Source organism: Peribacillus sp. ACCC06369 (genome assembly GCF_030348945.1).
Taxonomy (GTDB): Bacteria; Bacillota; Bacilli; order Bacillales; family DSM-1321; genus Peribacillus.
Genome location: NZ_JAUCEN010000002.1, coordinates 862,501 through 877,914 on the forward strand (window position 1 = coordinate 862,501; position 15,414 = coordinate 877,914).

General features: G+C 42.2%; 15 protein-coding genes. 14 read left to right on the plus strand and 1 reads right to left on the minus strand.

Annotated elements, in window-relative coordinates; translation table 11 throughout:
• The first annotated feature begins 2 nt into the window (after positions 1-2).
• The 4 genes from QUF78_RS05055 (at position 3) to QUF78_RS05070 (ending at position 2,787) form a co-directional block, all read left to right on the plus strand.
• Entirely contained in the window at positions 3-473 is a 471-nt protein-coding gene (locus tag QUF78_RS05055) for a COG4315 family predicted lipoprotein (RefSeq protein ID WP_289323814.1), read from the plus strand.
• 78 nt (positions 474-551) lie between these two features.
• A complete protein-coding gene (locus tag QUF78_RS05060; RefSeq protein WP_289327230.1) occupies positions 552-1,106 on the plus strand; it encodes an RNA polymerase sigma factor in 555 nt (184 codons plus the stop codon).
• Positions 1,106-1,825 carry an anti-sigma factor gene (locus tag QUF78_RS05065; RefSeq protein WP_289323815.1) on the plus strand — a complete coding sequence of 240 codons (720 nt, stop codon included), beginning with the start codon at positions 1,106-1,108 and terminating at the stop codon, positions 1,823-1,825. The genes QUF78_RS05060 and QUF78_RS05065 overlap by 1 nt, the downstream gene beginning before the upstream one ends.
• Before the next feature lie 266 nt (positions 1,826-2,091).
• The gene (locus tag QUF78_RS05070; RefSeq protein WP_289327231.1) at positions 2,092-2,787 is read left to right on the plus strand and encodes a YjjG family noncanonical pyrimidine nucleotidase; all 696 of its coding nucleotides are present in this window, start codon (positions 2,092-2,094) and stop codon (positions 2,785-2,787) included.
• An 89-nt stretch (positions 2,788-2,876) separates the two neighbouring features.
• Here QUF78_RS05070 and QUF78_RS05075 read toward each other — a convergent pair whose 3' ends face one another.
• A complete protein-coding gene (locus QUF78_RS05075) occupies positions 2,877-4,175 on the minus strand; it encodes an MFS transporter (protein ID WP_289323816.1) in 1,299 nt (432 codons plus the stop codon).
• Between the two features lie 441 nt (positions 4,176-4,616).
• Between QUF78_RS05075 and QUF78_RS05080 the strand changes: the two genes are divergently transcribed.
• From QUF78_RS05080 to iolG, 10 genes are all read left to right on the plus strand, one after another.
• Positions 4,617-4,796, plus strand: coding sequence for an IDEAL domain-containing protein (locus QUF78_RS05080; RefSeq protein ID WP_289323817.1), 180 nt, complete (start codon positions 4,617-4,619; stop codon positions 4,794-4,796).
• 287 nt (positions 4,797-5,083) lie between these two features.
• Positions 5,084-5,212 carry a hypothetical protein gene (locus QUF78_RS05085; RefSeq protein WP_260359184.1) on the plus strand — a complete coding sequence of 43 codons (129 nt, stop codon included), beginning with the start codon at positions 5,084-5,086 and terminating at the stop codon, positions 5,210-5,212.
• Positions 5,213-5,389: 177 nt separating this feature from the next.
• On the plus strand, positions 5,390-5,710 hold the full coding sequence (locus QUF78_RS05090; RefSeq protein WP_289323818.1) for an antibiotic biosynthesis monooxygenase: 321 nt from the start codon (positions 5,390-5,392) through the stop codon (positions 5,708-5,710).
• 972 nt (positions 5,711-6,682) lie between these two features.
• Positions 6,683-8,152, plus strand: coding sequence for a CoA-acylating methylmalonate-semialdehyde dehydrogenase (locus tag QUF78_RS05095; protein ID WP_289323819.1), 1,470 nt, complete (start codon positions 6,683-6,685; stop codon positions 8,150-8,152).
• Between the two features lie 72 nt (positions 8,153-8,224).
• Positions 8,225-9,040 carry a 5-deoxy-glucuronate isomerase gene (iolB, locus tag QUF78_RS05100; protein ID WP_289323820.1) on the plus strand — a complete coding sequence of 272 codons (816 nt, stop codon included), beginning with the start codon at positions 8,225-8,227 and terminating at the stop codon, positions 9,038-9,040.
• A gap of 22 nt (positions 9,041-9,062) precedes the next feature.
• Positions 9,063-10,040: a 5-dehydro-2-deoxygluconokinase gene (gene iolC / locus QUF78_RS05105; RefSeq protein ID WP_289323821.1), complete on the plus strand. Its 978-nt coding sequence runs from the start codon at positions 9,063-9,065 to the stop codon at positions 10,038-10,040.
• Positions 10,041-10,072: 32 nt separating this feature from the next.
• Positions 10,073-11,983 (plus strand): 3D-(3,5/4)-trihydroxycyclohexane-1,2-dione acylhydrolase (decyclizing), encoded by a 1,911-nt coding sequence (iolD, locus tag QUF78_RS05110; protein ID WP_289323822.1) that lies wholly within the window; start codon positions 10,073-10,075, stop codon positions 11,981-11,983.
• Positions 11,984-12,000: 17 nt separating this feature from the next.
• Complete coding sequence (gene iolE, locus QUF78_RS05115; protein WP_483313826.1) at positions 12,001-12,888, plus strand: myo-inosose-2 dehydratase; 888 nt, start codon at positions 12,001-12,003, stop codon at positions 12,886-12,888.
• A gap of 22 nt (positions 12,889-12,910) precedes the next feature.
• Positions 12,911-14,323 (plus strand): sugar porter family MFS transporter, encoded by a 1,413-nt coding sequence (locus QUF78_RS05120; RefSeq protein WP_483313827.1) that lies wholly within the window; start codon positions 12,911-12,913, stop codon positions 14,321-14,323.
• Positions 14,324-14,371: 48 nt separating this feature from the next.
• Complete coding sequence (gene iolG / locus QUF78_RS05125) at positions 14,372-15,403, plus strand: bifunctional inositol 2-dehydrogenase/D-chiro-inositol 1-dehydrogenase (protein WP_289323824.1); 1,032 nt, start codon at positions 14,372-14,374, stop codon at positions 15,401-15,403.
• Positions 15,404-15,414: the final 11 nt, after the last annotated feature.

Sequence of the window (15,414 nt, forward strand, 5' to 3'; positions counted from 1 at the left end):
ATATGAAAAAGTGGATGGTATTTTCAGTTTTTATGATGGTCCTAGTTTTGGCAGCATGCGGAAATGAAGCTAATGATTCAACACAAAATGATCAAGTGGTTAGTGGAACAGCCGATGAAAAGGCAGTAACCCTAAAATTATTGGAAAGTGAAACAACAGGCGAATACTTGGCTGATTCCAAGGGAATGACACTCTATTTTTTCAAAAATGATAAATCTAAAAAAAGCAATTGCATGGGTGAATGTCTGGAAAAATGGCCGCCGTTCATGGAAAGCGATTTTGCGGTCCCTAAAGGATTTGAGAAAAAAGACTTTGGAACCATTAAAAGGGAAGATACAGGGGAAGAGCAGGTAACGTACAAAGGATATCCACTCTACTATTTCTTGAATGATAAGGTAGCGGGAGATGTCAATGGTGAAGGTGTGAAAAATGTTTGGTATATTGTAAATAATGAGACGGCTTTTCCAAAATAAGAAAAAAGGGAACGACCACTGGGGGTCGTTCCTGTTATTCGTTTTCCAAATTTACTTGGTGAGGAGTTGCAGGTGCGATTGAAAGAAAAACCTGATAAGGAATTGATGGCATTAGTAATGAAAAAGCACCGTCCTGCTCTGGAAGAACTTTATGATCGGCATATTAAATTAATCTATGGTTATATTTTTAAATTCACAAATGGAAATGCTGAAAAAACAAAAGAGATTGTGCAGTTGGTCTTTTTAAAGCTCTGGACCACAAAAAGCACTTATAATTCCGAAAAGGGGCACTTTATAAGTTGGCTTTTGACCGTTACAAGGAATGTGTGTGTGGATTATGTCCGTAAAGACAGTGTACATATTCGTAATAACAAACAAATGGACATGAACCATCCAATTGACATCGAAGATCCGAATAATGATATAGAAAATGGGCTGTTATCCAGTGAAATTGCCAATGCAAAAAGTAAGTTAAGCAAGCCGCAAAAAAGACTGATTGATTTACTTTATTGGAAAGGGTATTCGCTAACGGAAATCGCCAAAATTGAAAACGAACCGATTGGTACAATCAAGAGCAGGCTTCATCAGTCGCTCAAACAGTTGAAAAAGTACTTGGAAGTAGGTGGTTTGTAATGAATACAGAGTGCGCTAACCTGCTTTCATTTTTATCTGGTGAACTGGGAGAAAAAGAAAAAAAGGTATTCGCGGAACACTTAATTCAATGCTCTGAATGCACTAAGGATTATGAACAAATGACGGAAGCCTGGAATTCATTGAAATGGGATTTCGAAGAGATGGAACCTTCTTCTTCTCTGAAATCAGAGGTTATGAATTTTGTTTTTGAACCTAATGATCAAGTTCCGGTACTCAAGGAAAAGAATTGGAGCAGTTTTTTCTTTAGGCAGTTTACCCCTGTAACTTCGGGTCTCTTGCTGGCAACACTAGTTTTTGCGTTTGTGCTGCTGTATTCCAATATTCAACTAAAAAAAGAACTTGCGGCTATCAATCTGCCAATGGAGGTTAAAACGTCACTATCTTTGCAGCCCGCTGATAAGACGGCTGTAAAGATGAATACGGATGGAGAAGCATACATTTTGCAGCAAGGTGAAGATAGGAGGTTAATCGTTCAGATTCAGAATTTGCCTAGCCTTAAAGAGTCCGAGGTGTATCAGGTGTGGTTGCTGAAAGATGGAAAACGGACAAATGCAGGAACTTTCAAGCCTGATGAAACCGGCACAGGATCGTTGACTTACAAACTGTCCATTAATGATCAATTCAATCAAATTGGCATCACAAGAGAACCGGATTCAAATAGTACAAAGCCGAGAGGCGAAAAAATAGTTGGATCATAAAAATAAGAGACTTTCCTGCAAAGGGGAAGTTCTGCGTATGAAGGTCTTCAAGCCGAAATAGGTCTAACGATGGGACAACAAAATAAAGATCCTGAACAAAAAGAGCCCCTTCCTGAAAAGAAGCTTTATAAAAGAGGATTGTCTCAATTGTTCGAATAATGGTCATTAATAACAAAGTGTTCATTAAGAAGTGGATCTTCATTCCGATTCTAATGATACTATTAATAGTAATACAGATGATGTTCATTATGATTATGGAGGCAGCGATGAAATACGAGATTATCTTATTTGATGTTGATGATACATTGCTAGACTTTGGAATATCGGAAAAAAAGGCACTGCATGAAGCCTTTTTAGAGTACGGTTTGCCCACAGGGGTGAAGGATTATGTAGGATGCTATCAAGAAATCAGTGAGGTATTATGGAGAGATTTGGAACAGGGGCTTATAGATTTAACAAATCTGGGAGTGGAAAGGTTCAAGCGGTTGTTCCTCAATCATGGGCTTGATATCGAGGCGGATGCATTCAGCCGTGCGTATCTGGGACATTTGGGAAAGGAAATACACCTAATGCCAGGTGCTGTAGAGGTTTGCGAGAAGCTTGGAGGATGCCGGCTGGCTATTATAACAAATGGCTTCACGACAGTGCAGACAGCAAGAATCGGGGGTTCTCCCCTTAGCAATACTTTTGAAACTTTGATAGTTTCCCAAGAGGCTGGGTTTCAGAAGCCTGATAGAGGGATTTTTGATTATGCATTTTCCAAATTAAAGATTACAGATAAATCGAAAGCGTTGATAGTGGGTGACTCCTTGACATCAGATATACAGGGCGGATTGAATTATGGAATGGATACCTGCTGGTACAATCCCCAGCAAAAGGGTAATAATCTGGGAATCAAGCCCACCTATGAAATCCGGAAGCTGACTGATCTTTTGGAGATTGTTGGAAGTAAGGGAGTTTAGAGAGTTATCCACATTCTAAAAAACAGAGGCAGCTTGTCCAAGTGATAGGACGTGCAGCCTCTGTTATTATTTTAGCTAGGGATTTAGAATTAGTTCAAATCCAGATCTTGTGGTTTGAGTGTTCGATCCTTTACGATCCTTCTGCTGAAATACGGTGATAATATACAAAGCGCCAGGGAAATTGCGAGACCTGCCATCATGAATCCGCCAAATACCAAAGGGGATGGGCCATATGATTCAGCCATGGTGGTCCAGATGAGCGGACCGAAACCTGCAATGGCTGCTGCGACCTGATAACCGACGGATAATCCAGTATAACGGACCTTTGCTGGAAAGAGCTCCGAAAATAATGTTCCTTGTGTAGAAAAAATGGCTCCCCAGATGACGCCGAGCACAACTGCCTGCATAAAGTAGAACCAGCCGACCCCTTGCCCAATCATTGTGAAATATGGGATGGCCAAGACGAAAAGGAGAATCAGTCCTCCAAAATAGATGATTTTTCGATCGATAAAATCAGAAATGTAACCAATGACAGGAATGGTAATTAGCATTGTAGCACAGCCAATGGTTAACCCGGTAAGGGCTGAATCTTGTGAATAACCAAAATACATTGTAGTAAAGACGAGAACATAGGACATGATGAATACATTGAAGAACCCGTCGCCAATTTTTAGTCCGATCACTTGCAGCACACTTCTCCAATCGTGTTTCAACGTTTCAATAATGGGGACTTTCGCAAGATCACCGCTATCTTTCTGCTGCTGGAATTCAGGCGTTTCTTCAATGCCACTCCTTACCCAGATTGCCAATGCGATCAGTACACCGCTTAAAAGGAATGGAATCCGCCAACCCCAAGATAAAAATTGGGCATCGGTTGTCAAGGAACTGATAAGGGTTAGGCTGAACGAACCGGCAACCAAACCGATGGGGACCCCTAGTTGGGGAATGGATCCATATAACCCACGGACACCCTTTGGAGCAGATTCCGTTGCCAATAGGATGGCTCCACCCCATTCACCTCCCAAAGAAATTCCTTGAATCAACCTCAGCACCACCAAGATGGCTGGGGCGGCCAACCCTACCTGGGCATATGTGGGCAGAACACCGATGAGCATTGAACTCCCTCCCATACCAATAAGGGTGAACATGAGTGCAGCCTTCCGTCCGATGCGATCACCCATATGACCGAATAGGATACTTCCGATTGGACGGGCTGCGTAACCAGCCCCGAAAGTGACAAAGGCGAGAAGAAGTGAAATGGCAGGATCATGATTTGGGAAGAATAGAGTTGTAAAAACTAGGCCCGTTGCTGTACCGTATAAATAGAAATCATACCACTCAATAACGGAACCAGCTAAACTAGCGAAAAGAACTCGACTTTTTTTCATGGAAAATGCTCCTTTAATGCAAAGTTTTTCATCAAAATTGTTTTCAACAATAAATAAAGCCGAAATGAACAAAAATGATGATTAATGAATATAAGTAAAAAAATGGATTATTTAGATTATTTTAGAGAGCTTATCCATATCGGTCAATATATTTCTGACTTTTCTGAAAAAAAAGAAGCGAATAACTTAGCTCCCATCACCTGTAGTGGAATATAATTAATTCTAAAGTAATGGAAATAAACGATTCGACCATCTCGGATAAAATGACTTAAACGAAATGAAATGGAAAAGTTTCAACTATTTTTTATGTATAGAAGAGTGGCAAAGTGGAAATCATGTGGATAAGGAAATAAAAAAGAGGAAAGGATAAGTTTTTAATAAATAATAATAATCTCCAAGTTATTTAGTATAATAGAAAAAAGGTTAAGGAGTTGGTTTCGTATGGAGAAGCAATTGCCAGGAACATCGCTTGAACCTGAAGAGATGGCTGAAATGGTTTTGAAAAAGGCCCTTAGTGATTACCGGAAAGCACAAATCGAAAAAGAGATCGATAACTCATTAAAGAATCGGGATAAGGAAGAGTTCATACGTTTAACTGAAATATTGAAGGGCATTTCCTGAAATTTTATACACTGTGAACAAGACAAGTAGTTATGATATAGAAAGTACACCTAAAAGCCAGCACAGCTTGATAATATAAATATGATGAAACTTTATTTATCTGGAACATTCTAAGTAAATAGCAATCTATGGTATTATAATATTTTACATTGTAAGCGCTTTCTTGTATAATCAAATAAAGAAACCGATGGAGAGAAGATATGTAAGTACGCTAATGGCGGGATTCACAGGTATTAGTGGCTGAAAAGTTTATGCACCGGGATTAAAAACTAAAAGGGGGAAAAGATATGAAAAAGAATGGAGTGTCGTTAGTTGAATTTGTTCAGGAGGATCGATTCGAACTCAGCTCCTACATTACTTCTTTATTTAACAAACTGAATGACTATGTTCCCAAAAGTCTTAAAGATAAAAGGTGAATGACAATAAAAAATGGATCAGGAAGGTCTGCATAACTTCTTGATTCATTTTTTATTTTGTTTTTGGGATCTAGAGTTTTAAGTAGCGCCCTTAAGTCAAAGTCTCAATAATTGACAATGAGAATCGTTATCGACTAATATGATTGATTATAAGTATATCGATTGGAGTTGTTCATATTGTTCGTTCAAATGAGAAAAACGGTGGTTAAGGAAGGTAATGCAGAACAAGTAGTAAAACGGTTCGGTGGGGAAGGGATCATAGAAAAGCAGGAAGGTTTCATCGATTTAAGTGTAATGGTGAAAAAAGTGAGACGCGGGGATGAAGAGGTCATCGTTATGATCAATTGGGAGTCGGAGGCGCATTGGAAGCAATGGGAAAAGAGTGAAGCCCATATCGCAGGCCATAAAGCAAACCTTGGGAAACTGAAACCTGAATATATCGTGAGTTCGGAAGGATCATTATATGAAGTGAAAGCTATTAAAAAGGCAGTGAAATAACAGACTATAAGCTACCTGTTTTAATTTCCTTACAATAGAAAAGATATTTCTTAAGTTACTGGGTGGAATATCCCATTTCTCAACTATCGAGGCGCATAGGGATGCGGAATGGTTGCCGTTCACATACAATAGCTTACCTTCACTAAAATTCAGGCTCCCATTATGGGTGCCTTTTTTTGTTGATGAACTCATCACGGATTAGGTTATATATTCCTATTCTGTTGATATAGTAAAATATCTTTTATTTTTTATAATGGGACATTGATGGAAATGTGAAGAAAAGGGGAGAGCAGGAAGGTCGTTTATTATGTTTATATATATGAATTTATAAGGGATGTAGTTCTAAGGATTGCTGGATTTCCTATGATAAAGTCAATCAGATTTATAAATAATAATATTCAAAAATAGTAGTTAATTTAAATAGGACCAAGACCGGCCTTAGTGGGATGTCAATTACGACGAAGAGGTATTCTCCCAGGAAATGATTTTAACTAAATATTGAAGCCCATTTCCATAGCCATCAATGTATTGAAGTGCGAAGAAGAAAGAATATTATAAAAAATCCAAAAAAAGTGTTTACAGGGAAAAAAATTCATTGTAGTATTTCCTTATAAAGTAAATGAAATCGATTTCATCCCGAAACGCGATTATCCAAGCTTTATTCAGAAATTGATGCGAATAGTGATGAACTATTTCATGTTTAAGGATGATTAGATATTCGTTATCCTGGATTGGTCTTTACCTTTTTCCTTCAAGTGGAACTCCAGAAAAAGAAATGAAATCGATTTCATTCTCTGTTTTATGATGGCTTTGATAATGGGATTGAGCTAGAAAAATTGATTGATCCTAGAAAGAAACCTGGATGGATTTTCTTTAAAGTCAAATGAAATCGATTTCATTGGCGTCGATACCTATACTTTTTAAAAATGGCTTGATGATCAAACAAATTACTTATTTTAAGGAGGAAATGACATGTCATCAGTAACACATGAGGTGAAAAAATTAAAAAATTATATAAATGGTGAGTGGATTGAATCCACTTCAAAGGAAACGGAAATCGTGTTCAACCCTGCAACTGGTGAGGCGATTGCCGAGGTGCCACTTTCAACTAGGGAAGATGTGAATCGTGCAGTTCAAGTGGCGAATGAGGCGTTTAAAAAATGGTCGCAGGTTGCCGTCCCGAAACGGGCACGGGTATTGTTCAAATATCAGCAGCTCCTTGTGGATCATTGGGAAGAACTTGCTAAACTGGTAACTATCGAAAATGGTAAAAGCTTATCGGAATCGATTGGTGAAGTTCAGCGGGGCATCGAGTGTGTCGAGTTTGCGGCTGGTGCACCTACGCTGATGATGGGCAAACAGCTTCCGGATATCGCGACAAACATTGAATCGGGTATGTACCGCTACCCAATTGGTGTAATCGGCGGTATCACCCCATTTAACTTTCCGATGATGGTCCCTTGCTGGATGTTCCCTCTTGCGATCGCATGTGGCAATACATTCGTGTTAAAGCCATCTGAACGTACACCTTTGCTTGCTGCACGCATTGTTGAACTGTTTGAGGAAGCCGGTCTTCCTAAAGGAGTACTGAACATTGTTAATGGAGCACATGACGTGGTTAATGGACTTCTGGAGCATAAAGATGTGAAAGCTATCTCCTTTGTCGGTTCACAGCCAGTGGCAGAATATGTGTATAAAACAGGCACGGCTAACTTAAAGCGCGTCCAGGCTCTTGCGGGAGCGAAGAATCACTCGATTGTCTTGAAAGATGCCAATCTTGATATGACGGCCAAGGAAATAACAAGTGCGGCTTTTGGGTCGGCCGGTGAGCGTTGCATGGCCGCTGCGGTTGTTGTTGTAGAAGAAAGTGTAGCGGACGAGTTAGTTGAAAAATTGAAACAGGCAGCTGATGCCATTACGATCGGTAATGGTCTGGATGACGGCGTTTTTCTTGGACCGGTAATCCGGGAAGGGGCTAAGAAGAGGACCATCGATTACATCGAATCAGGAATAGCTCAAGGCGCGACCCTTGTACGCGATGGTCGTAAAGACGAGGCAGCAAGCGGCAATGGATATTACCTCGGGGCTACGATTTTTGATCATGTGACGCAGGAAATGAAAATCTGGCAAGATGAAATTTTTGCACCAGTGCTCTCCGTTGTCCGCGCCAAAGATTTAACGGAATCCGTTGAGATTGCCAATGCTTCAGCATTGGCAAACGGGGCTTGCCTTTATACGGACAGTGCTGCCGATGTACGCCAATTCCGTGAAACGATTCATGCCGGGATGTTGGGCATTAACGTGGGTGTTCCTGCACCCATGGCATTCTTCCCATTCTCTGGATACAAAGATTCATTTTATGGTGATCTGCATGCAAATGGAACCGATGGTGTGGAGTTCTATACTCGTAAAAAAATGGTGACTGCACGCTACGTGAAATAAGTGAACGAAAAGACATTGCAAGATGGCCCGTTTGGATACGGGCCGGATTTTTTGAAAAACAAGGAGGTATATATGAGTAAACTGCTTCAAAAACCGGAAAAACAAGAGGTCGCTGAAGGTGTTACAGTCGTTCAAGCGGTTACGAAAGGAAATTCTCCTTTAGAATTTGTTGAATTTAAAATAGTGGAGTTGACTCCGGGTGCTGAATATTCAGAATTACTAATCAAGAAAGAATGCTGCATTGTCGCTCTTACGGGAAAAATCAATGTGGCTGTAGGCGAAGATGTATACCATGATTTGGGCACACGCGATAGTGTTTTTGATAAAGTGCCGACCGATAGCATTTACGTGTCAAATGATAGAGGTTTTGAATTGGAAGCGATAACCAAGGCCAGAGTGGCGCTGTGTTATTCACCTTCTGATAAGCAGCTTCCGACTAAATGGATTAAAGCGGGAGATGTTGACGTGGAGCACAGGGGCATTTTGAGCAATAAGCGGATGGTGCATAATATATTACCGGATTCAGCTCCGTATGCGAATAGCCTTCTGGTGGTTGAAGTATATACAGAAAGCGGAAACTGGTCGAGCTATCCTCCGCATAAACATGATCGGGATAACCTACCAAATGAGTCATTATTGGAAGAGTCCTATTATCATGAAATGAACCCGCCTCAGGGATTCGTATTTCAGCGGGTATATACAGATGATCGTTCGATCGATGAGACCATGTCCGTCGAAAACGGTGATGTCGTACTTGTACCGGCCGGTTATCATCCGGTAGGGGTGCCTGACGGTTATGAATCTTATTACTTGAATGTCATGGCCGGTCCAACAAGGACATGGAAATTCTACAATGATCCCGATCATGAGTGGATCCTGAATCGTTAAAGGAAAAGGAGCTGTTAACCGGATGAACTATACTTTTAATATCGATAAGGAATTTGACTTGATTGCCATAGGTCGTGCCTGCATCGACTTGAATGCCAATGAATATAACCGTCCGATGGAAGAGACCATGACATTCACAAAATATGTGGGCGGTTCACCTGCCAATGTTGCCATCGGATGTGCAAAATTAGGCTTGGAAGTCGGATTCATCGGTAAGCTTGCAGATGATCAGCACGGCCGTTTCATCGAGCGTTATATGCGTGAGGCAGGTGTTGATACATCGAATATGGTAATCGATCAAGAAGGGCATAAAACGGGACTCGCCTTCACGGAAATTAAAAGTCCTGAAGAATGCAGTATCCTGATGTATCGGGATAATGTAGCCGACCTTCATTTAGCACCTTCGGAAGTGGATGAAGAATATATCAAAAAATCAAAGATCCTATTGGTTTCAGGGACGGCTTTAGCAAAAAGCCCATCACGTGAGGCAGTTTTAAAAGCCGTCAGCCTTGCGAAAAGAAATGATGTAAAAGTCGTATTTGAATTGGATTACCGTCCTTATACATGGAATTCCATTGAAGAAACCTCTGTTTACTATTCGTTGGTTGCCGAGCAATCAGACATTTTGATTGGCACGCGTGATGAATATGATGTTATGGAAAATACCGAAAAAGGTACAAATGAAGAAACCGTCCGTTACTTGTTTAAACATTCCGCAGACCTGGTGGTCATCAAACATGGCGTCGAGGGTTCATATGCCTATGCCAAATCAGGCGAAGTTTTTAAAGCGAAGTCCTATAAAACGAAAGTATTGAAAACATTCGGCGCAGGGGATTCATATGCTTCCGCTTTCTTATATGCGTTAGTGAGCGGCAAAGGGATTGAAAGCGCTTTGAAGTTTGGCAGTGCTTCCGCTTCCATAGTAGTAAGCAAGCACAGCTCATCCGAGGCGATGCCCGTTGCAGAAGAAATCGAAGGTTTGATTGCCGAACGCGTGTAAGGAATTTATCTACATAGAGGGGTGAACTGAAGATGGGAACAGTGAGGTTGACTACAGCCCAGGCATTAATCAAGTTTTTAAATCAGCAGTACATTCATGTTGATGGTGAGGAGTCTCCATTTGTAGAAGGTATATTTAATGTATTCGGCCATGGGAATGTCGTTGGTATTGGTCAGGCGCTCGAACAGGACGCTGGCCACTTGAAAGTGATTCAAGGAAAGAATGAGCAAGGGATGGCACACGCAGCAATCGCCTACAGCCGGGAAATGCTGCGGCGGAAAATTTATGCCGTCACTACATCTGCCGGGCCAGGCTCGGCAAACTTGATAGCTGCGGCGGGGACTGCACTTGCCAACAATATTCCTGTCCTCTTACTTCCTGCTGATACTTTTGCGACACGTCAGCCGGATCCGGTTCTTCAGCAACTTGAGCATGAGCATAGTACGGCCATCACCACAAATGACGCTTTTCTTGCAGTATCAAGATATTGGGATCGCGTCACTCGCCCTGAGCAGCTCATGTCCAGTCTGATCCGGGCCTTCGAGGTGATGACCGATCCCGGGAAAGCCGGGCCAGCGACGATATGCATCTCACAGGATGTAGAAGGGGAAGCATTCGATTTCGATGAACATTTTTTTGAAAAACGCGTCCATTATTTAGATCGGAAAGCTCCGGTTGATCGGGAACTGCAAGGAGCGGCCGATAGAATTAGAGCAAGTAAGAAGCCGATCATCATCGTCGGTGGCGGAGCAAGATATTCCGGAGCTCGGGATATATTGATGAAGCTGGCGGAAAAGCATAACATTCCACTTGTGGAAACACAGGCAGGTAAATCGACGGTGGAATCATCTTTTCCTAAGAATTTGGGCGGAGTCGGCATTCTCGGTACGATGGCTGCCAATAAGGCTGCCCGCCAGGCAGATCTCGTAATTGGTGTCGGGACCCGCTATACTGACTTTACGACTTCTTCCAAAACTGCATTTGATTTTGAAAGGACAAAGTTTTTGAACATTAACGTCAGCCGCCTTCAAACCTATAAATTAGATGGATTTCAAGTCGTCGCCGATGCAAAAGTGGCGCTCGAGAACCTTGAAGCGTTACTAGTGGGCTATGAAACCGAATATGGGGAAATGCTTGGAGAATGGAAGGCGGAGTGGCTTTCCGAACGGACCCGTTTAAGTCAAGTCACTTTCAGCCGTGAAAATTTCATGCCTGAAATCAAAAGCCAGTTTTCACAGCAAGTCTTGAATGAATACTCGGATGCATTGAAAACTGAATTGGCCCAATCCACTGCGATGATCGCAATAAACGATACAATCGATCAGGAAAGTGTGGTGGTCGGTTCAGCCGGATCACTTCCGGGTGACTTGCAGCGACTCTGGCATTCAAACGTGCCAAACACGTACCATCTTGAATATGGATTTTCCTGTATGGGCTACGAAATTGCAGGAACATTAGGAGCTAAGCTTGCCCATCCAGACCGGGAAGTCTATGCAATGGTAGGGGACGGCAGTTTTCTGATGCTTCATTCGGAATTGATCACAGCCATCCAATATAATCATAAAATCAACATATTATTGTTTGATAATTCTGGCTTCGGCTGCATCAACAATCTGCAAATGGAGAATGGCAGCGGAACATATTGCTGTGAGTTCAGAACACATGATAACCAAATCATGAATATAGATTACGCAAAAGTGGCGGAAGGGTACGGAGCCAAAACTTACAGGGCCAATACTGTCGATGAGCTGAAAGCTGCATTGGAGGATGCAAAGAAACAATCGGCATCTACATTAATAGAAATGAAGGTTCTGCCGAAAACGATGACGGATGGTTATGACTCCTGGTGGAATGTTGGCGTGGCAGAGGTCTCGGAACGAAAAAGTATACAAAGGGCATATGAAGCGAGACAAGAGAAATTAAAAAAGGCCAAACAATATTAAAAGGGGGAAGTCTGAAAATGCAGGAGATTTCGTGGGGGATTGCCCCAATTGGCTGGCGTAATGATGACATACCGGAAATAGGGGCTGAAAACACCTTATCCCACCTTTTAAGCGATATTGTCGTGGCAGGATTTCAGGGGACCGAAGTAGGCGGTTTCTTCCCGGAACCTGCGGTACTGAATAAAGAGCTGCGGCTTCGGAACTTAAAAATAGCCGGTCAGTGGTTCAGCAGTTTCATCGTTCGTGATGGAATCAAAAAAGCAGAACGGGAATTCCATGAACATTGCAAATATTTACAGGCTGTCGATGGCGATGTAGCGGTAGTATCCGAACAGACCTACAGTATCCAAGGCGGAAGGTACGATGTATTTAAGGAAAAGCCCCACTTTACTGAAGAAGAATGGGGAATATTGTGTACGGGCCTGAATCGGCTCGGGGATATTGCTGGACTTTACAACTTAAAACTGGTGTATCACCACCACATGGGGACAGGGGTCCAGACACTGAGTGAAATTGACCGCCTTATGGAAAATACCGACAAGAAGGTGCATCTGTTATATGATACTGGACATATTTATGTATCGGATGGCGATTGCATGTCCCTTCTGCAAAAGCATATCGACCGCATTGGGCACGTTCATTTCAAGGATGTGAGGCATAACGTGATGAAGCAGTGTCGGAAAGAGGGAAAATCATTTCAAGAATCTTTTTTAGCCGGTATGTTCACAGTGCCTGGTGACGGCTGCATTGACTTTGTGGAAGCTTACCATACATTACTGGAAAATCATTATAAAGGCTGGATTGTAGTAGAAGCGGAACAAGATCCGTCCGTTGCCCATCCATTGGAATACGCATTAATCGCTCGCAAGTATATAAATGAAAGGCTGCTCCTCGTTCAAGATTAAAAACCGGAAAGAAGTGATTAATTTGAGTAATGATGGAAATCAAATGGCATTCTTACGCAAGATTATTATCATCTCGACGTTAGGCGGTCTTTTGTTCGGATATGATACAGGTGTCATTAATGGTGCCTTGCCGTTCATGTCCGAAGCGGATCAACTTAACCTCAATTCACTTACGCAAGGACTTGTTGCCAGTTCACTTCTTTTAGGCGCGGCACTTGGAGCGTTTCTGGGAGGCAGGCTTTCGGATTATGCGGGCCGCAGAAAAAACATTCTTTTTCTTTCGGTACTTTTTTTCTTTTCCACCCTTGGATGCACGTTTGCACCGAATGTTACGGTCATGATTGCTTGCCGTTTTTTACTCGGCCTTGCGGTAGGCGGGGCGTCAGTAACCGTTCCTACTTATTTGGCGGAAATGTCTCCTGCTGAACGACGCGGCCGGATCGTCACCCAAAATGAATTGATGATTGTTAGCGGACAGCTGCTTGCATTCATTTTCAATGCCATTCTAGGGACAACGATGGGTGACAGTTCACATGTTTGGCGTTACATGCTGGCAATAGCATCACTTCCAGCCATACTTCTTTTCTTTGGCATGATCAGGTTGCCTGAAAGTCCAAGGTGGCTTGTGTCCAAGAACAAAAATGAAGAGGCCCTGAAGGTTTTGAAAAGAATACGTAAAATGGATGAGGCAGAATCGGAATTTCAGGGAATCAAAGCGACATTCGATGAGGAGAACCATGTTAAAAAAGCTACATATAAAGATTTGACCGTCCCATGGATACGGAGAATAGTCTTTCTTGGTATCGGGATTGCCATCGTTCAGCAAATAACGGGCGTTAATTCTATCATGTACTATGGTACCCAAATTTTAAAGGATGCAGGGTTTGAGACAAAAGCTGCTTTGATCGGGAATATTGCAAACGGTATCATTTCTGTTTTGGCAACGTTTTTAGGTATTTGGCTGCTTGGTAAAATCGGGCGCCGGCCAATGCTCTTAACCGGTTTGATTGGGACTACGACCACATTGCTGCTGATTGGCGTCTTATCTTCCCTTCTTGAAGGGACTGCTGCCCTTCCTTATATCGTTTTGTCCTTGACAGTCACTTTCCTTGCCTTTCAGCAGGGAGCCATTTCACCGGTTACCTGGTTGATGCTTTCAGAGATCTTCCCGCTTCAAGTACGTGGGCTTGGTATGGGTGTCACCGTATTTTTTCTATGGGTCGTGAACTTTCTGATTGGCTTAACATTTCCGGTTTTACTTGATAAAGTCGGATTGTCCACAACATTCTATTTCTTTTTCGCTTTAGGCATTTTGGCTATCATCTTTGTGAAAAAATGTCTACCGGAAACAAGAGGACTTACACTTGAACAGCTTGAACAAAACTTCCGCAATCATGGAAAAGAACCTATTAAGGAAATGACAAAAATAATATAAGAGTTACAGAGAGAAAATATAGATACGTATAATAGGAGGAATATGATCATGACATTAAATTTTGGCGTAATAGGAACGGGTGCCATCGGCCGGGAGCATATTAAAAGAATTGCAAACAAATTATCCGGAGGGAGAATTGTGGCTGTAACCGATGTGAATCAAGAGGCGGCAAAGCAGGTCGTGAATCAATACGGACTTGAGGCACTTGTATATCCGGATGACCAATCACTGGTAAACTCCGAAAATGTGGATGCTGTGCTTGTTACGAGTTGGGGTCCTGCACATGAGCAAAACGTATTGAATGCGATTGAAGCTGGAAAATATGTGTTCTGTGAAAAGCCACTGGCAACAACGGCGGAAGGCTGCAGGAGAATAGCCGAAGCGGAAATGAAACACGGGAAGCGTTTGGTGCAAGTTGGTTTTATGCGACGTTATGATAGCGGTTACGTACAACTGAAAGAAGCCATTGATAGAAATGAAATTGGCGAGCCACTCATGGTCCGCTGCGTACACCGAAATCCAGAAGTGGATGAAAAATATACGACGGAAATGGCAGTCGTTGATACATTGATTCATGAGATTGATGTATTGCATTGGTTAATCAGCGATGATTACAAATCAGTTCAAGTCATTTACCCGAAGAAAACAAGCCGCGCGCACGCTAACTTAAAAGATCCCCAACTCATCATAATGGAAACGAAGAGCGGGATTGTCATTCAAGCTGAAGTATTCGTGAATTGTAAATATGGCTATGATATCCAATGTGAAGTCATTGGTGAGGACGGTGTTGCATATCTTCCTGAACCAGCGAGCATCGTGACAAGGAAAGGCGCAAAACGGAGCACGGATATCTTGGTAGATTGGAAAGACCGTTTTATGGATGCATATGACATAGAGTTGCAGGATTTCATAGATTCCATTATAAAGACAGGTCAGCCGAATGGTCCAACTTCATGGGACGGATACATCGCTTCCGTAACAGCTGATGCTTGTGTAAAAGCACAAGAGTCCGGACAGAAAGAATCCGTTGATCTAGAAGAGAAGCCCGTTTTTTATACGGGGAAAATCACTGTACAGTGAACGTACCATGC

Excerpts from the sequence above, each read along its gene's own strand:
- iolC (WP_289323821.1), top strand. The coding sequence starts at position 9,063 with ATGAACTATACTTTTAATATCGATAAGGAATTTGACTTGATTGCCATA.
- iolB (WP_289323820.1), top strand. The coding sequence starts at position 8,225 with ATGAGTAAACTGCTTCAAAAACCGGAAAAACAAGAGGTCGCTGAAGGT.
- QUF78_RS05080 (WP_289323817.1), top strand. The coding sequence starts at position 4,617 with ATGGAGAAGCAATTGCCAGGAACATCGCTTGAACCTGAAGAGATGGCT.
- QUF78_RS05065 (WP_289323815.1), top strand. The coding sequence starts at position 1,106 with ATGAATACAGAGTGCGCTAACCTGCTTTCATTTTTATCTGGTGAACTG.
- QUF78_RS05055 (WP_289323814.1), top strand. The coding sequence starts at position 3 with ATGAAAAAGTGGATGGTATTTTCAGTTTTTATGATGGTCCTAGTTTTG.
- iolD (WP_289323822.1), top strand. The coding sequence starts at position 10,073 with ATGGGAACAGTGAGGTTGACTACAGCCCAGGCATTAATCAAGTTTTTA.
- QUF78_RS05070 (WP_289327231.1), top strand. The coding sequence starts at position 2,092 with ATGAAATACGAGATTATCTTATTTGATGTTGATGATACATTGCTAGAC.
- iolE (WP_483313826.1), top strand. The coding sequence starts at position 12,001 with ATGCAGGAGATTTCGTGGGGGATTGCCCCAATTGGCTGGCGTAATGAT.
- iolG (WP_289323824.1), top strand. The coding sequence starts at position 14,372 with ATGACATTAAATTTTGGCGTAATAGGAACGGGTGCCATCGGCCGGGAG.
- QUF78_RS05075 (WP_289323816.1), bottom strand. The coding sequence starts at position 4,175 with ATGAAAAAAAGTCGAGTTCTTTTCGCTAGTTTAGCTGGTTCCGTTATT.
- QUF78_RS05085 (WP_260359184.1), top strand. The coding sequence starts at position 5,084 with ATGAAAAAGAATGGAGTGTCGTTAGTTGAATTTGTTCAGGAGGATCGA.
- QUF78_RS05095 (WP_289323819.1), top strand. The coding sequence starts at position 6,683 with ATGTCATCAGTAACACATGAGGTGAAAAAATTAAAAAATTATATAAAT.